This is a genomic window from Bradyrhizobium sp. AUGA SZCCT0176, assembly GCF_018130145.1.
Taxonomy (GTDB): Bacteria; Pseudomonadota; Alphaproteobacteria; order Rhizobiales; family Xanthobacteraceae; genus Bradyrhizobium.
Map to the genome: position 1 here is coordinate 26,041 of NZ_JAFCMB010000014.1, position 14,816 is coordinate 40,856.

The 14,816-nt window shown below is 63.7% G+C and carries 18 protein-coding genes; 8 read left to right on the forward strand and 10 right to left on the reverse strand.

What is annotated here, in order from left to right; translation table 11 throughout:
- Window positions 1-76 precede the first annotated feature (76 nt).
- Entirely contained in the window at window positions 77-901 is an 825-nt protein-coding gene (locus JQ600_RS26350; RefSeq protein ID WP_212387904.1) for a uracil-DNA glycosylase family protein, read from the forward strand.
- Window positions 902-997: 96 nt separating this feature from the next.
- On the opposite strand, the gene JQ600_RS26355 is transcribed toward JQ600_RS26350, so the two are convergent.
- From JQ600_RS26355 to JQ600_RS26370, 4 genes are all read right to left on the reverse strand, one after another.
- Complete coding sequence (locus JQ600_RS26355; RefSeq protein ID WP_212387716.1) at window positions 998-2,506, reverse strand: glycosyltransferase family 39 protein; 1,509 nt, start codon at window positions 2,504-2,506, stop codon at window positions 998-1,000.
- Between the two features lie 148 nt (window positions 2,507-2,654).
- The gene (locus JQ600_RS26360; protein WP_212269481.1) at window positions 2,655-3,422 is read right to left on the reverse strand and encodes a ribonuclease HII; all 768 of its coding nucleotides are present in this window, start codon (window positions 3,420-3,422) and stop codon (window positions 2,655-2,657) included.
- Between the two features lie 87 nt (window positions 3,423-3,509).
- On the reverse strand, window positions 3,510-3,965 hold the full coding sequence (locus JQ600_RS26365) for a VOC family protein (RefSeq protein WP_212387714.1): 456 nt from the start codon (window positions 3,963-3,965) through the stop codon (window positions 3,510-3,512).
- A gap of 32 nt (window positions 3,966-3,997) precedes the next feature.
- Window positions 3,998-5,158, reverse strand: coding sequence for a PA0069 family radical SAM protein (locus tag JQ600_RS26370; RefSeq protein ID WP_212269483.1), 1,161 nt, complete (start codon window positions 5,156-5,158; stop codon window positions 3,998-4,000).
- A gap of 154 nt (window positions 5,159-5,312) precedes the next feature.
- Between JQ600_RS26370 and JQ600_RS26375 the strand changes: the two genes are divergently transcribed.
- The 3 genes from JQ600_RS26375 to JQ600_RS26385 all read left to right on the forward strand — a co-directional run bounded on the left by JQ600_RS26375 (window position 5,313) and on the right by JQ600_RS26385 (window position 7,121).
- Complete coding sequence (locus tag JQ600_RS26375; RefSeq protein WP_212269484.1) at window positions 5,313-5,885, forward strand: glycosyl transferase; 573 nt, start codon at window positions 5,313-5,315, stop codon at window positions 5,883-5,885.
- A 160-nt stretch (window positions 5,886-6,045) separates the two neighbouring features.
- Entirely contained in the window at window positions 6,046-6,972 is a 927-nt protein-coding gene (locus JQ600_RS26380) for a helix-turn-helix domain-containing GNAT family N-acetyltransferase (protein ID WP_212387711.1), read from the forward strand.
- Complete coding sequence (locus JQ600_RS26385) at window positions 6,969-7,121, forward strand: RSP_7527 family protein (protein WP_212269486.1); 153 nt, start codon at window positions 6,969-6,971, stop codon at window positions 7,119-7,121. The genes JQ600_RS26380 and JQ600_RS26385 overlap by 4 nt, the downstream gene beginning before the upstream one ends.
- Window positions 7,122-7,220: 99 nt before the next feature.
- Here JQ600_RS26385 and moaB read toward each other — a convergent pair whose 3' ends face one another.
- On the reverse strand, window positions 7,221-7,784 hold the full coding sequence (gene moaB, locus JQ600_RS26390) for a molybdenum cofactor biosynthesis protein B (RefSeq protein ID WP_212035440.1): 564 nt from the start codon (window positions 7,782-7,784) through the stop codon (window positions 7,221-7,223).
- 161 nt (window positions 7,785-7,945) lie between these two features.
- Window positions 7,946-8,881, reverse strand: coding sequence for a neutral zinc metallopeptidase (locus tag JQ600_RS26395; RefSeq protein ID WP_212387708.1), 936 nt, complete (start codon window positions 8,879-8,881; stop codon window positions 7,946-7,948).
- Between the two features lie 379 nt (window positions 8,882-9,260).
- Between JQ600_RS26395 and JQ600_RS26400 the strand changes: the two genes are divergently transcribed.
- The 3 genes from JQ600_RS26400 to JQ600_RS26410 all read left to right on the forward strand — a co-directional run bounded on the left by JQ600_RS26400 (window position 9,261) and on the right by JQ600_RS26410 (window position 11,774).
- Window positions 9,261-10,394, forward strand: coding sequence for a site-specific DNA-methyltransferase (locus JQ600_RS26400; RefSeq protein ID WP_212387705.1), 1,134 nt, complete (start codon window positions 9,261-9,263; stop codon window positions 10,392-10,394).
- Window positions 10,395-10,600: 206 nt separating this feature from the next.
- Window positions 10,601-10,900, forward strand: a complete 300-nt coding sequence (locus tag JQ600_RS26405; protein WP_312017262.1) for a hypothetical protein — start codon at window positions 10,601-10,603, stop codon at window positions 10,898-10,900.
- Between the two features lie 181 nt (window positions 10,901-11,081).
- The gene (locus JQ600_RS26410) at window positions 11,082-11,774 is read left to right on the forward strand and encodes a glutathione S-transferase family protein (RefSeq protein ID WP_212269490.1); all 693 of its coding nucleotides are present in this window, start codon (window positions 11,082-11,084) and stop codon (window positions 11,772-11,774) included.
- A gap of 121 nt (window positions 11,775-11,895) precedes the next feature.
- On the opposite strand, the gene JQ600_RS26415 is transcribed toward JQ600_RS26410, so the two are convergent.
- Genes JQ600_RS26415 through JQ600_RS26425 form a run of 3 tightly spaced genes read right to left on the reverse strand, consistent with a single transcriptional unit; the run spans window position 11,896 to window position 12,967 of the window.
- Window positions 11,896-12,297, reverse strand: a complete 402-nt coding sequence (locus tag JQ600_RS26415) for a RidA family protein (protein WP_212387702.1) — start codon at window positions 12,295-12,297, stop codon at window positions 11,896-11,898.
- Between the two features lie 15 nt (window positions 12,298-12,312).
- Window positions 12,313-12,618 (reverse strand): DUF1127 domain-containing protein, encoded by a 306-nt coding sequence (locus JQ600_RS26420; RefSeq protein ID WP_312017263.1) that lies wholly within the window; start codon window positions 12,616-12,618, stop codon window positions 12,313-12,315.
- Window positions 12,545-12,967, reverse strand: a complete 423-nt coding sequence (locus JQ600_RS26425) for a nuclear transport factor 2 family protein (protein WP_212387699.1) — start codon at window positions 12,965-12,967, stop codon at window positions 12,545-12,547. The genes JQ600_RS26420 and JQ600_RS26425 overlap by 74 nt, the downstream gene beginning before the upstream one ends.
- A 91-nt stretch (window positions 12,968-13,058) precedes the next feature.
- On the opposite strand from JQ600_RS26425, the gene JQ600_RS26430 reads away from it, so the two are divergent.
- On the forward strand, window positions 13,059-13,982 hold the full coding sequence (locus JQ600_RS26430) for a LysR family transcriptional regulator (protein ID WP_212387696.1): 924 nt from the start codon (window positions 13,059-13,061) through the stop codon (window positions 13,980-13,982).
- A gap of 136 nt (window positions 13,983-14,118) precedes the next feature.
- Here JQ600_RS26430 and JQ600_RS26435 read toward each other — a convergent pair whose 3' ends face one another.
- Complete coding sequence (locus JQ600_RS26435; protein ID WP_212387695.1) at window positions 14,119-14,739, reverse strand: glutathione S-transferase family protein; 621 nt, start codon at window positions 14,737-14,739, stop codon at window positions 14,119-14,121.
- Between the last annotated feature and the right edge of the window lie 77 nt (window positions 14,740-14,816).

Genomic DNA, 14,816 nt, shown 5'->3' on the forward strand with positions numbered 1-14,816 from the left:
CGCCGAGAACAACCATCGAAATGAAATCTCAGGCATTTCGCTGCCACCGAATACATCCTAGATTGGAACGATGTCCATCGCGCCCGAACCCTCCCCTACCGTTCAGCAATTGCTGGCCTTTTATCTCGAGGCCGGGGTCGATTGCGCGTTGGCCGATGACCCAATCGACCGGCTTGCCGAGCCCGACAGCGCTACCATTGCCGCGCCGCGCGAAACCACGCCGCAAAGACTGGTGCGGGAAATGCCCGCGGCGGCGCCGGCAGTTTCGCGCAGCGAAATAGCGCCGGCGCCGGAAGCCGCGATCGCCTCGGCGCGGGAAGCGGCCCGAACCGCGCCGTCGCTGGAGGCGCTGCGTGCGCTGCTGGAGAATTTCGACGGCTGCGCGCTCAAGCACACCGCGACACGGCTGGTGTTCTGCGACGGCAATCCGAAAGCGCGAATCATGTTCGTCGGCGAAGCCCCCGGACGTGACGAGGATATCGAGGGACTGCCGTTCGTCGGCCGATCCGGCAAATTGCTCGACCGCATGATCGCGGCGATCGGCCTCGACCGCAGCAAGGCCTACATCGCCAACGTGATACCATGGCGGCCGCCGGGCAACCGCACGCCGACGCCGCAGGAGACGCAAATCTGCCTGCCGTTCATTCAGCGGCAGATCGAACTGGTCAATCCGGACGTGCTGGTGACGCTCGGCAATCCCTCGACGCAGACGCTGCTGTCGACCCGCGAGGGCATCATGAAGACCCGCGGCAAATGGTTCGACTACGACACCGGCACGCGCTCCATCCGCGCCATCGCGACGTTCCACCCGGCCTATCTGCTGCGCTCACCGTCGTACAAGCGGATGTCGTGGCAGGATCTGCGCGCGATCGCGAAGGAATTGGAGAAAGTTGCTTCGTAGGGTGGGCAAAGGCGCTCGCGCCGTGCCCACCATCTGTCGACGTCGTGGTCTTGAATTGGTGGGCACGCTTCCGCTTTGTCCCCTACGGACCTGAGTCTACGGCGCTTTCGGCCGCACGATAGCCCAGCCGACGCGCAGCAGCGGCTGCCTTCCATTCACCATCCATTCGAACGCGCGCGGCACTTCCGGCACGAGGCCGGGAAAGCGCAGTGCAATCTCGGGAGGTGGCGTGCCCGAGGTGTCGGAGGCGCGCCAGACCACGACGCCGCCGGTTTCGTTGAACTTCGCGAGCGAAAGCCACGGCGTGCGTTCCGGCGTGGCGTCGAGCAACAGATGCGGCCGGCCTTTATCCATCGCGACGAAGCTCGCGAGCTGCGGATCGCCGGCCACCGCGCGCAGCCGCTGGTTGGTGCGCCGCTCAAAGCTGTCGCCGAAGAAATGCGCGATCGTCCGCGCCGGCAGCGAGGTCGGCACTTCGGCGCCGCTGGTCCAGGGCAGGAACAGCGTGGCCGCGATGGCCACGAAAGCCGGGGCTGCGACCGCCGCGGCCCAGACCGTGCGGAGCAGCCGCTGGCGCCGCAGATACACGAGATCTCCGGTCGCCACGATCACGGCCAGCCCCGACATCAGCAAGGCAACGCCGGCGCCGCCGGTAACGCGCTCGAGATTGAACACGCCGGCAATCAGGCTGCCAAACAGCGCCGGGCCGATCGCGAACGTATAGACGAACTGGCGCGCCAGCGGATCGATCTGCGGCCGGTAGATGATCGGCGCTTCCTCGGCCTTGCGGACAAACGCGCCGGAGTTGAGGATCACCAGCAGCACGATGCCGGCCGTCGCCAGCGCCAGGCCGCCGAGCAGCCCGCCCCAGTGCATCGCCCTGCCCGCGAGATCATCGATACCCGGCAAGGGGGGCATCGCCAGCACGTCGGCGCGAACGACCCAGATCAGATAGGGCAGCACCAGTACCACGATCACCAGCAGCGCATACAGTGGATCCAGCGACATCAAGGTGCGCCGCCCGCGCGCGGTGGCGACGGCAAATCCGGCGATCAGCAGCAACAGCCCGAGCGCGGCCGACGTCGTCAGGAGCAACAGGCCCGCTTCGATCGACCAGGCGAACCAGGCGGTGCGCCGGTTCTGGCCGATCAATCGCCAGGAATGCAGCAGCAACAGCGCCCATAGCGGCCGCGCCAGCACCAGCGGGCCGAATTCGACGCCGGGCGAGCTGAAGGCCACCACCGTCATGCTCAAGAGCACCGCGAGCACCGCCTGCTGACCGCCGACGATGGCGCGCGCGAGCTGATAGAAGCCCCAGAAAGTGACGACCGCGCAGATCTGCGCGAGCAGATAGACCCCGAACACATGATTGCCGGCCGCGCGGAAGGCGATGTCGGCAAGCCAGAACGCCAGCGGCGGGCCGAAATAGGTTCCGACCTGATATTCCCTGCCGAATGCCAGAACCGTGGCGATATCGCCGGGTGGGCTGCGATAGAGCAGCATCGGCAGGATCAGCCACATTGCCGCCTGCAGCAGCACCACGAGCCAGACCACCAGCCGCGGCCGGGCGCGGATCAGTTCGACAACCAGGGAGGTGAAACGCATGAAACGTCCGAGATGCGGGCGCCGATCCCGAGAGCCGGCCCTGTCCGAGCACGTTTGATAGAGCGCACCAGCCGCCGAGGCAACCATAGCGTTTTCAAGCGAGGTGGATACCGGCTCGCGTCAAGAAAACGCGTCAAGGCAAAGTGCCTTAGGCGGTCGTCACAACCTCAGCGCTGATTTGCGTTTCGACCGTGAACAGATCGGGCTCAACGGTGCCGGGCTGATGTTTTTCACGCGCGGCGATGACGGGCGCGAAGAAACGGCGGTGGTGGACGCTGGGACCTAACCGGTCGAGCGCCTCGCGATGTTCCGGCACGGCGTAGCCCTTGTGGGTCTCGAACCCGTAGCCCGGGCAATCCAGCGCCAGCGCACACATCAGGCGGTCGCGCGTTACCTTGGCGATGATCGAAGCGGCCGCGATCGACATCACGATGCCATCGCCGCCGATCACGGCGTCGCAGTCGCACGGCGCTTCGATCCGGTCGCGGCCGTCGACGAACACATGTTTGGGGATTTCCGGCAGCGCGCGCACGGCGCGCGTCAGCGCCCACAGCGAGGCGCGCAGGATATTGTCGCGATCTATACGCGCCGGCGAGGCGAACGCGACCGCGAACGACGAGGTCGCGCAAATCTCTTCGAACAGCTCCTCGCGTCGCTCCGCCGTCAGCCGCTTCGAATCGTCGATGCCTTTGGGAATTCGTTTGGGATCAAGAATCACGGCGGCGGCCACCACCGGGCCGGCCAGGGGACCCCGCCCGGCCTCGTCGCAACCGGCGATCGGCCAGACGCCGCGCTTGATCAGCGCGCGCTCACGGCGAAAGCTCGGCGGTGCCACCGCGATCACGCCTTTCGGCAGTTTTGCCGATTTGGCGACCGGCTTGGCCGCTGGTTTCCTGGATGATTTTTCCCGAATCATGCCGGGATGGTGGGCAAGCACGCGCCAGCGCGCAACCGGGAACCGGGTGCAATTCCCGTTATTCAGTCACGACAGATCGGCACTGACCTAATCCGCCAAATGCACCCGCCGGTCTTCGCCGACCTCGATGCCGGGGGCGACCACGACTTCCCAGGGATGATTGTCAGGATCGGCGAAATATCCGGAGTAGCCGCCATAAGCCGTCTCATGCGCGGCCTTGAGCAGCGAGGCGCCCTTGGCGATCGCGAAATCCAGCACGGTGTCGACTTCCTCGCGTGAGGCGCAATTCCACGCCAGCGTCACGCCGCGGAAGGTCTTGGGCCGCGGATGGTCCGGCAGCGTTGCGTCCTGTGCCAGCTGATCCCACGGGAACAGCCCGATCACGGGGCCGCCGGTGTCGAAGAAGGCAACCGCCTCGCCGGTCGAGCGAATTCTTCGCGCAAAACCCAGCGCTTCATAAAAGGCGATGCTGGCGCGCATGTTGCTGACGCCGAGGGTGATGACGGTCAGTCGCGGGATTGGGGTCTTCAACTCGTTACTCATCCTGCCGATCCTTGGCACTCACGCTACCAAAATCAAAACAAGCTCAACTGCTGACCGTTTCGCTTCGGCTTGACGAAATGGTCGGTGGTCAGTTTCAGGCGCCGCTTGTTCAGTCCAAGCTTCTCGCAGGCGATTTCGAAGCGGCGTCCGATCATCCAGGCCATCGGCCCGGTTCCCTTCATCCGGGTTCCCCATTGCGAGTCGTAGTCGCGGCCGCCGCGCATGTCGCGGATCAAGGTGAAGACGTGGCGATAACGGTCGGGATAATTCGCCATCAGCCACTCGCGGAAGAGATCGCGCACTTCCAGCGGCAGCCGTAGCAGCACATAACTCGCCTCTTTCGCGCCGGCATGGGCCGCGGCATCGAGGATGCGTTCGATCTCGGAATCGTTCAGCGCGGGGATCACAGGCGCGACCATCACGGTTGCCGGAATGCCGGCCTCCGCCAGTTGCCGTATCGCCTCCAGCCGCTTCGGCGGCGTCGAGGCTCGCGGCTCCATGGTGCGCGCGAGTTTGGCATCGAGCGTCGTCACGGACAGTGCGACCTTGACCAGATTGCGTTTTGCCATCCGCTGGAGGATGTCGATGTCGCGCGTCACCAGCGCCGATTTGGTGACAATGCCGACCGGATGGCCGGCACGTTCCAGCACTTCGAGAATGCCGCGCATGATCTTGTATTTGCGCTCGATGGGTTGATAGGGATCCGTATTGGTGCCGATCGCGATCATGCGCGGTTCGTAGCCCGATGCCGCCAGTTCCTTTTCCAGCAACTCCGGCGCATCGGGCTTGGCGAGCAGCTGGGTTTCAAAATCAAGTCCGGGCGACAGCCCGAGATAGGCGTGGGTCGGCCGCGCGAAGCAGTAGACGCAGCCATGCTCGCAGCCGCGATAGGGGTTGATCGAGCGGTCGAAGCCGATATCGGGCGAGTCGTTGCGGGTGATGACCTTGCGCGAGGTGTCGAGCCCGACCGTGGTCTTGAACGGCGGCAGGTCTTCGAGGCTCTGCCAGCCATCGTCGAAGACGACGCGGGCTTCGGCCTCGAAGCGGCCGCTGTCGTTGGACTGGGCGCCGCGGCCACGCCGCCGCTCGCGCTCGATCGCGACCGCCAGCTCAGGAAAAGGATTAGCACCCGCCGGTTCGGAGGGCGCCGTGACCGGCGGGTGCTTGAGGGCATGAGAGGATGCTCGGCTCATGCAGGGAACGTAACACGCGCTGAGAACAAATCAAGAACATCATTTGAAAAATCCACAGCATGGCTGCCGCAAAAATCTGCACGGCAACGGATGTTTTGAATGTGACAAGGTGATAACAAGCGGCGTTTTTCACCGTTTGAGCCAACGAAGCCTCATGCTGAGCGTGATCATCCCGACCGAAGGCGTCGAACAGCCCGCCGTCGCTACCCTGGCGGCGCTGGTGCCGGGAGCCGCCGCCGGTTTGATCCGCGAAGTGGTGCTGGTGGACCGCACCGCGAACGGCGTGATCGAGCGCGTGGCCGACGTAGCGGGCTGCCGCTTCATGGCGTTTGAAGGCAGCCGTGCCGCGGCGCTCGCCGCCGGTGCCCGGCAAGCGCGCTCGCCCTGGCTGATGTTCCTGCATGCCGGCGCCGTGCTCGACTCGGGCTGGATCGAAGAGACCGCGCAATTCATCCAGGGTGTAGCGGCCAGCGGCCGGCCCCGCGCCGGTATCTTCCGCTATGCCCGCTCGCCTTATTCCGACGCTAGTTTCCGCGATGGCCTCAAATTCATCGCCCGCATGGTTACGGGGCCCTCGGCGGAACAGGGTCTTCTCATTGCGCACGATCATTACGACCGGCTCGGCGGCTACCGGCCGGACGTCCGCCGTTCCGAAGCCCGGCTGCTGCGCCAGCTCGGCCGGCGCTCCCGCACCATGCTGCGCAGCCGGATCATGGTGGTAGCCTAGGCGCCTCCGCCAGCGCGTTCACGCGCGTCTTCGACACCGGGGGCTCAGACACAAAATCGCGAAAACAACCCCATGCAAAGTAGCACGGGTTCGGTTCGCATCTGAATATACTTGCCAAAGTCAAATAATTATATGACATTGGCAAGAATTGAGGTGCGCCATGTCCGAGAATAATTCCGATGAAGCAGTCGCGGCGGTCCGCGCCTTCAATCGCTTCTACACCCGCAAGCTCGGCGTGCTCGACCAGCAACTCATGAAGAGTCCGTTCTCGCTCAGCGAGGCGCGGGTGCTGTACGAGCTCGCCTATCGCGAAGACCTCTCGGCCAAGGAGATCGGCGCCGAACTCGGGCTCGATGCCGGCTATCTCAGCCGGATCGTGCAAAACTTCGATGAGAATGGATTGCTCACCCGCAAGCCGCTGCCGGCGGACCGGCGGCAATTCCGGCTCGCCCTGACGCCCAAGGGACGCCAGACCTTCACCAAACTCGAGCGCAGCATGCAGGACGACATCGGTGCGATGCTGGCCGCGTTGCCGCGCGGCGGCAGCCAGAAGCTCGTCGGCGCGATGGCCGAGATCGAGCGGCTGCTCGGCGTATCAGGCGCGGCGGCGCCAGCGATCCTGCGCACCCACCGCCCCGGCGACATGGGCTGGGTGGTGCAGAGCCACGGCGCCTTCTACGCCAGCGAATATGGCTTTGACTCCTCGTTCGAAGCGCTGGTGGCGGAGATCGCGGCGAAATTCCTGACCTCGTTCGACGCCTCGCGCGAGCGCTGCTGGATTGCCGAGCAGGGCGGCGTCCAGGTCGGCTCGGTCTTTGTGGTCAAGCATAGCGACGATGTCGCCAAGCTGCGCCTGCTTCTGGTCGATCCGGCCGGACGCGGCCAGCGATTGGGCCAGCAGCTGGTCGCCGAATGCGTCGCCTTCGCGCGGGCGACCGGCTATCGCAGGATGACGCTGTGGACCCAGAGCATCCTGGTCGCCGCCCGCAAGATCTATCAGGACGCCGGCTTTAAGCTGGTCGCGACCGAGCCGCATCGAAGTTTTGGTCAAAGTTTGGTTGGCGAGACCTGGGAACGCGAACTGTGAAGCCGGGGCGTCGCGACACGCCGCGGCGCGTCACGCCGGACCTGCTCGATTTCTACATCAAGAGAGCGCATCAGCTGCGCGAAGACGCGTGGCGCGACATGTGGCGCGGATTGTGGGCTTTGCTGACCAAGGTCATCGCCCGCAAATAACGGAAGTCCGTAGGATGGGTAGAGCGAAGCGAAACCCATCGCAACACCGGGACTCGCAATGATGGGTTTCGCTTCGCTCTACCCATCCTACGGATACGGCTACACCGACGCTCCCTTGGCCTTTGGGCGGCGCAGATGCTCGTCGAGCCGCGGCATGATCTCGACGAAATTGCACGGGCGGGTGCGGTAATCGAGCTGGGCGGCGAGGATGCCGTCCCAGCCGTCGCGGCAGGCGCCGGGCGAGCCCGGCAGGCAGAAGATGAAGGTCGCACCCGCGACCCCGGCGGTGGCGCGGCTCTGCACCGTCGAGGCGCCGATCTTGGCGTAGCTCAGCATGTGGAAGGCGGTGGAGAAACCGTCCATCCGCTTCTCGAACAGCGGCTCGACCGCCTCCGGCGTGACGTCGCGGCCGGTAAAACCAGTGCCGCCTGTCGTGATGATGGCATCGACACCAGGATCGGCGATCCACCTTCGGATGATGACGCGGATCGCATCGACGTCGTCGACGATGATTTCGCGCGCCGCGAGATGATGGCCGGCGGCGACCAGCCGCTCCGCCAGCGTCGCCCCCGACTTGTCATCGGCAAGCGCGCGCGTGTCCGAGATCGTCAGCACGGCGATATTGAGCGGTACGAATTGTTTGGTTTCGTCGATGGAGGACATGATTTCTTCTTCTCGTCATGCCCGGTCTTGTGCCGGGCATCCACGTCTTAAAGTCTCTCAAAAAGCAAAGACGTGGATGGCCGGGCATAGCCGTGAAGGACGGCGTCGCTTCACTCGCCTACGCCCTGCCATGACGCCAATCCTTGTCGAGCTACCGCGTTCTACATCGCCCCCGCGGCAAACGTATTGCAGGACTGCACGGTGCCCTGCTTGTAGCCGGTCATGAACCATTGCTTGCGCTGTGCGGCGGAGCCGTGGGTGAATGAATCAGGCACCACCCTGCCCGTCGCCTTGCGCTGCAGCGTGTCATCGCCGATCGCGGTCGCCGTAGTCAGCGCGGCTTCGATATCGCCGGGTTCGACGAAGCCCGGACGTTTCTTTTCCTCGCGGTTGACCCAGACGCCGGACAGGCAATCCGCCTGCAACTCGACCTTGACCTGCAGCGCGTTGGCTTCCGCCTTGCTGCCGGCCTGCTCCTGCATCCGCTGCACGCGCGGCAGGATGCCGAGCAGGTTCTGGATGTGATGGCCGGCCTCATGCGCGATGATATAGGCGGTGGTGAATTTGCAGGAGCTGCCCGAACAGCCGCGAAACTTCGTCTCGACGTCGCGGAAGAACTGGGTGTCGAGGAAGATCTGCTTGTCCGGCGGGCAGTAGAACGGTCCCATCGCCGACTGCGCCATGCCGCAGCGCCCGCCATTGGTGGCGTTGCGGAACAGCACGATGCGCGGTCCCTTGTAGGTTTGCCCACTGGCCTGGAAGATCTCGTTCCAGCGATCGTCGATCTCGCCGAGCACGCCGGCGATCATGCTGCCCATCTCGTCCTTGGGCGCGCCTGTGGTGGCCGGGCCCGACTTGCGCTCGGTCTGGTAGGTCGGCGCCTGCTGGCTGCCGCCGGTGAGAATTTCCGCGCCGCCGATCAGGATGCGCGGGTCGATGCCGAAGGCATAGCCGAGCAGGCCGAGCACGATGATGGTGCCGATGCCGAGCCCGCCACCGCCGCCCATCGGAATGCCGAAGCCGCCGCCACCACCACCACCGCTGTCATCGCGACGGTCGTCGATAGAGTCGCTGCGGCGGAAGTCATCGTAACGCATGGCGCAAATTCCTCATCCCGGCGGATTGCCCTTGGATACCCAACGCGGCACAGACGTAAAATTTCCATTCCATTAATCAATAACCCGCCCGGCAATTATTGCCTAGCGCCGTTTCCATTCCGATTGAATCGGAACGGGGCGCCAGATTCTTGATTTGACGCGTTTTCCTGACGCGAACCGGCATCCATCCCGCATCAAGTGCGGGACAGGCCTCGCTGCAAATCGCTTTAGTGCGCTTAAACGCTAATCAGCCCCGGCAAATCTGTCCGAGCAGCAATACTGATTAAGTCGATTTTTACTTTGCCCGGTCAATGTATCGCCAGTCGGTTGTTTAGTCCCGCGTCGCCGACAGCGTCGCCTGAGTCAGAGTAATTGAGTCATGGTAGAGTCGCGTCGCGGGGCGTCTGCAAGGGCGCCCCGCACTAAATTTGAGTCCGAAGAGAGTGTTCGTATCGTCGTAGGCGATTGCGTCGCCGAGATGTCGAAGCTTCCGGCAGGCTCCGTCGATCTGGTGTTCGCAGATCCGCCGTACAATCTGCAGCTCAAGGGCGATCTCAAGCGTCCCGACGAATCGCATGTCGATGCCGTCAACAACGACTGGGACAAGTTTTCATCCTTTGCCGCCTATGACGATTTCACCCGCGCCTGGCTGCTCGCCTGCCGCCGCATCATGAAACCGTCGGCGACGCTGTGGGTGATCGGCTCCTACCACAACATTTTCCGCGTCGGCTCGATCATGCAGGACCTCGGCTTCTGGGTCCTCAACGACATCGTCTGGCGCAAGACCAATCCGATGCCGAATTTCCGCGGCCGCCGCTTCACCAATGCGCACGAGACCATGATCTGGGCGGCGCGCGACGAAAAAGCCAAGGGTTACACCTTCAACTATGAAGCCCTGAAGGCCGCCAACGAGGACGTGCAGGCGCGTTCCGACTGGCTGATTCCGCTTTGCACCGGCGACGAGCGCCTCAAGGGCGACGACGGCAAGAAAGTGCATCCGACCCAGAAGCCCGAGGGCCTTTTGGCGCGCGTGCTGCTGTCGTCGTCAAAGCCCGGCGATCTCGTGATCGATCCCTTCAACGGCACCGGCACGACAGGCGCCGTGGCAAAACGTCTCGGCCGCCGCTACATCGGCTTCGAGCGCGACAAGACCTATGCGAGCGCGGCCGAAGCCCGCATCGCGGCGATCGAACCGCTGCCCGAGGCGACACTGGCGCCGTTCATGACCGCCCGCGACGCGCCCCGCGTGGCGTTCTCCGAACTGATCGAACGCGGCATGATCTCGCCCGGCACCAAGCTGGTCGACTCCAAAAAACGCCACGGCGCTTTGGTCCGCGCCGACGGCGCCATCATGCTCGGCGACAAGGTCGGCTCGATCCACCGCATCGGTGCGGTGGCCCAGGGCTCCGGCGCCTGCAACGGCTGGACCTTCTGGCACGTCGAGACCAAGAAAGGCCTCAAGCTGATCGACGAGCTGCGCGCCGAGATCCGCTCCGGAATGGCGGCGGGGTAACCCGCCGCTGCGGCTTTTTTCATCCTGCCTTCAACCTGGCCACGGCGTCGCAGCCTGCGAGATGGCAGCCCTGTGATTTTCGCAGTCTGCCGCACCTCGTTTCGCCTTGATCCGTAGCTATATTAGTTGCTTCCTTACACCCATACAGGCCGTCATTTTCGGCCGCAGCGAGCCGTCCGATGCGCTCCCAATCCGATTCATTACTGGTGTTGCCACTGCTGCCGATCTTTCTGATCGGCGTGCCCCCCATGCTGCTATTCACCCTGCTGGGCTTTCCCGGCTTCGTCATCCTCGGCGTGCTCCTGATCTGCGTCGGCCTGACCGAGCGGCTGGAAGCGAACAGCGATTTCAACCAGCAGATCATCGTCCACGGCTATGCGCGCCGGTCGGAGCGGATGATTCAGGCGTCGAACTTGCAGTCGGCCATTCGTTTCGCAACCATCATCGACCTGGCGGGTGCGGGATTGATCGTCGTCGGGCTGGTGGGCTTTATCTACCTCGGCTGATCGGCTTCTACCTAAGCTGAGCGGCGCGGTGGGCATCTTTGCCGCGCCGCGCCCTGCCTCACGGACTCGTCGGTTGCGCTCCTTCCAAAAATTTGAGCATGGACATGCCGCGCTGCGGTAGGGTCACCCGCGCCCGGCTCGCAACGCTGGCAGGCAAGAAGCAAAAGGGAGTTTTCCAAAAATGCTCAAATTCTATTTCAACGGTTCGCCCAACCCGACCAAAGTCGCGCTCTTCCTCGAGGAATTGGGTCAGCCATTCGAGCCGGTCGCGGTCGACACGCGCAAGGGCGATCAGTTCAAGCCGGAATTTTTGAAGATCAATCCCAACGCCAAGGTGCCGGCGATCGACGACGACGGCGTGCTCGTGTTCGACAGCAACGCCATCCTGCTCTACCTCGCCGAGAAGACCGGTAAATTCCTGCCATCGAACACGCCGCAGAACCGCGCGCAGCTGCTCTCATGGCTGATGTTCGTCGCGACCGGCATCGGGCCCTATTCGGGCCAGGCGGTGCACTTCAAGCACTTTGCGCCGAAGGACCAGAACCACGACTATGCCCATAACCGCTACCAGTTCGAGGCGCAGCGCCACTACGCCGTGCTGAACGATCACCTCGCCGGCAAGAAGTATATGGTCGGCGACACCTACACCGTTGCAGACATGGCGCTGTGGGGCTGGGCGCGGATGGCCGCCTTCGTGATGAACGACGAAGCCGCCGCGAAATACGCCAACGTCAAGCGGCTGGTCGACGAGATATCGGCGCGTCCCGCGGCGGCCAAGGCGATCGCGCTGAAAGACAAGTTCACCTTCAAGGCCGAGATGGACGACGAGGCGCGCGGCAACATGTTCAAGCACCTCTCTACCAAGGCGGCCTGATCCGCAAAAACTGGCCAAAGCAAAACGGCGCCCTTCGCGGGCGCCGTTTTCATTTCATGCGCAGTTCTTGTTTGACGCGTTTTCTTCACGCGAACCGGTATCCACTTCGCTCGAAAACGCTTTAGTCGATCGCCGCCACCACCTCGATCTCGATCAGCCAGCCCGGCCGCGCCAGGCGGCTGACCACCACCAGGGTGCTCGCAGGCGGCTTGTCCTTGTTCAGGTAGCGGTCGCGTATCGCCCGCATTTTCGGCAGGTCGTCCTGGCTTACCTCGGCGACGAGATAGGTGTTCAGCTTGACGATGTCGGCCGTGGTGGCACCGGCCGCTTCCAGCGCGAGTGTGAGGTTCTTGAACACCTGCTCGACCTGAGCCTCGAAATTGCCCTCGCCGACCATCTTGCCGGACGCGTCGGCCGCGACCTGACCCGCCACATAGACCAGCGTGCCCTTGTTGACCTTGGCGATGTGCGAATAGCCCGTCGGCGGCGGCAGCGTCGCCGGGCTGAAGATTTCCTTGCTCATATCGATCTCCCTTTTTTATTTCCGCCAGAACGGCTTGCCGATCTCGCCGCCCAGCTCGGGCCGGCAGAGTCCGATATCCTCTAATTCGCGCGCGCTCATGACAGAGAGTTGACGCCGGGAACGGCGGCGCTCCCGCCAGACCCGGACGAGAGCGATGATAGCCGCGATGACCGCGCGCGTCGAACGCAGGCTTGTTCGCACGTGGCGTTGTTGATGCCGGTCGCCGGCGCAAACGCTGCTCAACGCGTCAGCTCGCAAGCTTCCGCTCCTGCGGAAACGGCCCGAGCACGCGCTCGCACAGGGCCGAGTCGTTGTACTCACGGATTTCGCGAATCTTGCCGTTCTCGATCCGGTAGATCAGGCAATAATGATTGTCGTAGCGCTCGCCGGCGTGGGTCACCATGTCGCCCCGCGCTTCCACCGCGACCCATTCATCGTCGGCGATGATCCGGAACGGAACGGTGCGGCGATGCTTCAACAGGGAAGAGACATAGCCGTGGAGGTCACGGAGCACGGATTCCTTGCCGTGAAAGGTCTGCGACCACGAGTACTGGCCCGTGACAGTCATGGTGACGTCGTCGGCCAGGGCATCGGCGAACGAAGTCCGATCGCCGGCGGCAACGCCGGCGAAAATTGTCTCCATCAATTTCTTGTTGTCGGCGGCGCTCATGGGCGGCTTCTCCTTTGATCTGATGTTTCAGATCATCGCGCGCAGAGCCACATTCTTCCAATCGATAGAGAATATGATATATATTCGTCTCATGAATTTGAATTCGCTTGACCTCAATCTATTGGTGGCGCTCGACGCGCTGCTGCTTGAAGGCAATGTCAGCCGGGCCGCGATGCGGATCGGGCTGTCGCAGCCGGCCACCAGCCACGCGCTGCAGCGGCTGCGCGATCTGATCGGCGATCCCTTGCTGGTGCGGAACGGCGCCCGCATGGAGCTGACGCCGCGCGCGCTGGCGTTGCGCGGCCCGCTGGCGCAGGCGCTCGACCAGGTGCGCTCCCTGTTCATATCGGACGATTTCGACGCCGCGCGGAGCGAACGGCATTTTCGCCTGATGATGCCGGATCTCGCGGTCGAGCTGCTGATGCCGCCGCTGATGGAGAAGATCACCGGACTGGCGCCGAACGTCCGCATCGACGTGGTGCCGTGGCGGAGCTCTGCAATCTTAACCGCCGAATTCGCCCGCACCCTCGATCTCGTGATCTCGATCGGCGACGCCTTCCGCGGCTTTCACCGCCAGCGCCTTTACACCGACAGCGATGCGCTGGCGGTGCGCCGCGGCCATCCCGCCGCCGCCAAACTGAAAAAGCGCGACAGCTTCCTCAGCGCGCGGCATGTCGCCGTTGTCATCCGTGGCCAGAGCGAGGATCTGATCGACGTCTGGCTGCGGCCCAAGGGCATCGAACGCAAGATCGCGCTGGTCGTGCCCGGCTATATCGAGGCGCTGCACGTCACCGCGCGCACGGATCTGGTGGCCTTCGTGCCGCGCCGCCTGATCGGCGCTTTGTCCAGGCAATTGTCGCTCGTAACCATCACCCCGCCGTTCGATCCCGGGATCGACGAGCAGTTCATGTTCTACCCGACCCGCGCCCAGATGGACCCCGGCTCGATCTGGCTGCGCAACATCATGCTCGGCATCGGCCGCGAGATGGAGCGGGAGAAAAAGAAGGCGGCGTAGGGGCACCCCTCGCGGTCGTCCCGGCGAACGTCGGGACCCATCCGCCGCGGCCTTTGTTGAGGAAGGCAACTGCCAGTGTGCCTTAATGATAGGACGCGGCGTATGGGTCCCGGCTCAAGGCCGGGACGACGAAAATTCACACCTTCTCTTCCGCCACCGCCTTCTGCACGGCGGGCCGGTCCTTCATGCGCTTGAAATGGTCGGCGACCTTCGGCAGCGTCGCCATGTCGACGCCGTCGCCTTCCAGCCATCCCGTCAGCGTGAACAGATAGGGGTCGCAGATCGTGTAGGTCTCGCCCATCATCCATGGGCCCTTGAGCATCTTCTGCTCGAGCAGCGCAAAGACCGCGCCCATGCTTTTCGGAAGCGTCTTCTTCATGTCCGCAAAGGAGGATTCTTCCGTGGCCCAACGGTAGCCACGCCCCTTATGGGAATGCGCCACGTGTACCGTCGAAGACAAATAGCTGTTGATGGCCTGCACCTGCGCGAACGCAAAGGGATCATCGAGCGGCGCCAACTTCGCCTTTGGAAAACTCTGCGCGATGTAGGCCAGCATCGCCACGTTCTCGGTCAGGACGCCGCGATCGGTGACCAGCGCCGGCACGCGGCCTTTCGGATTGATCGCCAAATATTCCGGACTTTGCTGCTGGTTGGTCTTGAAGTCGATCCGCTCGGCGGTGTAGTCGGCGCCGGCTTCCGCCAGCGCGATGTGGGTGGCGAGCGCGCAGGTGCCGGGGGCAAAATAGAGCTTGAGCATGTTGATCCTCACGGGTGATGCCTCAGGTTAGCGGCGCATTGCTGCGCCGTCTATCCCAGGCGAACCCTGAAGTGGCA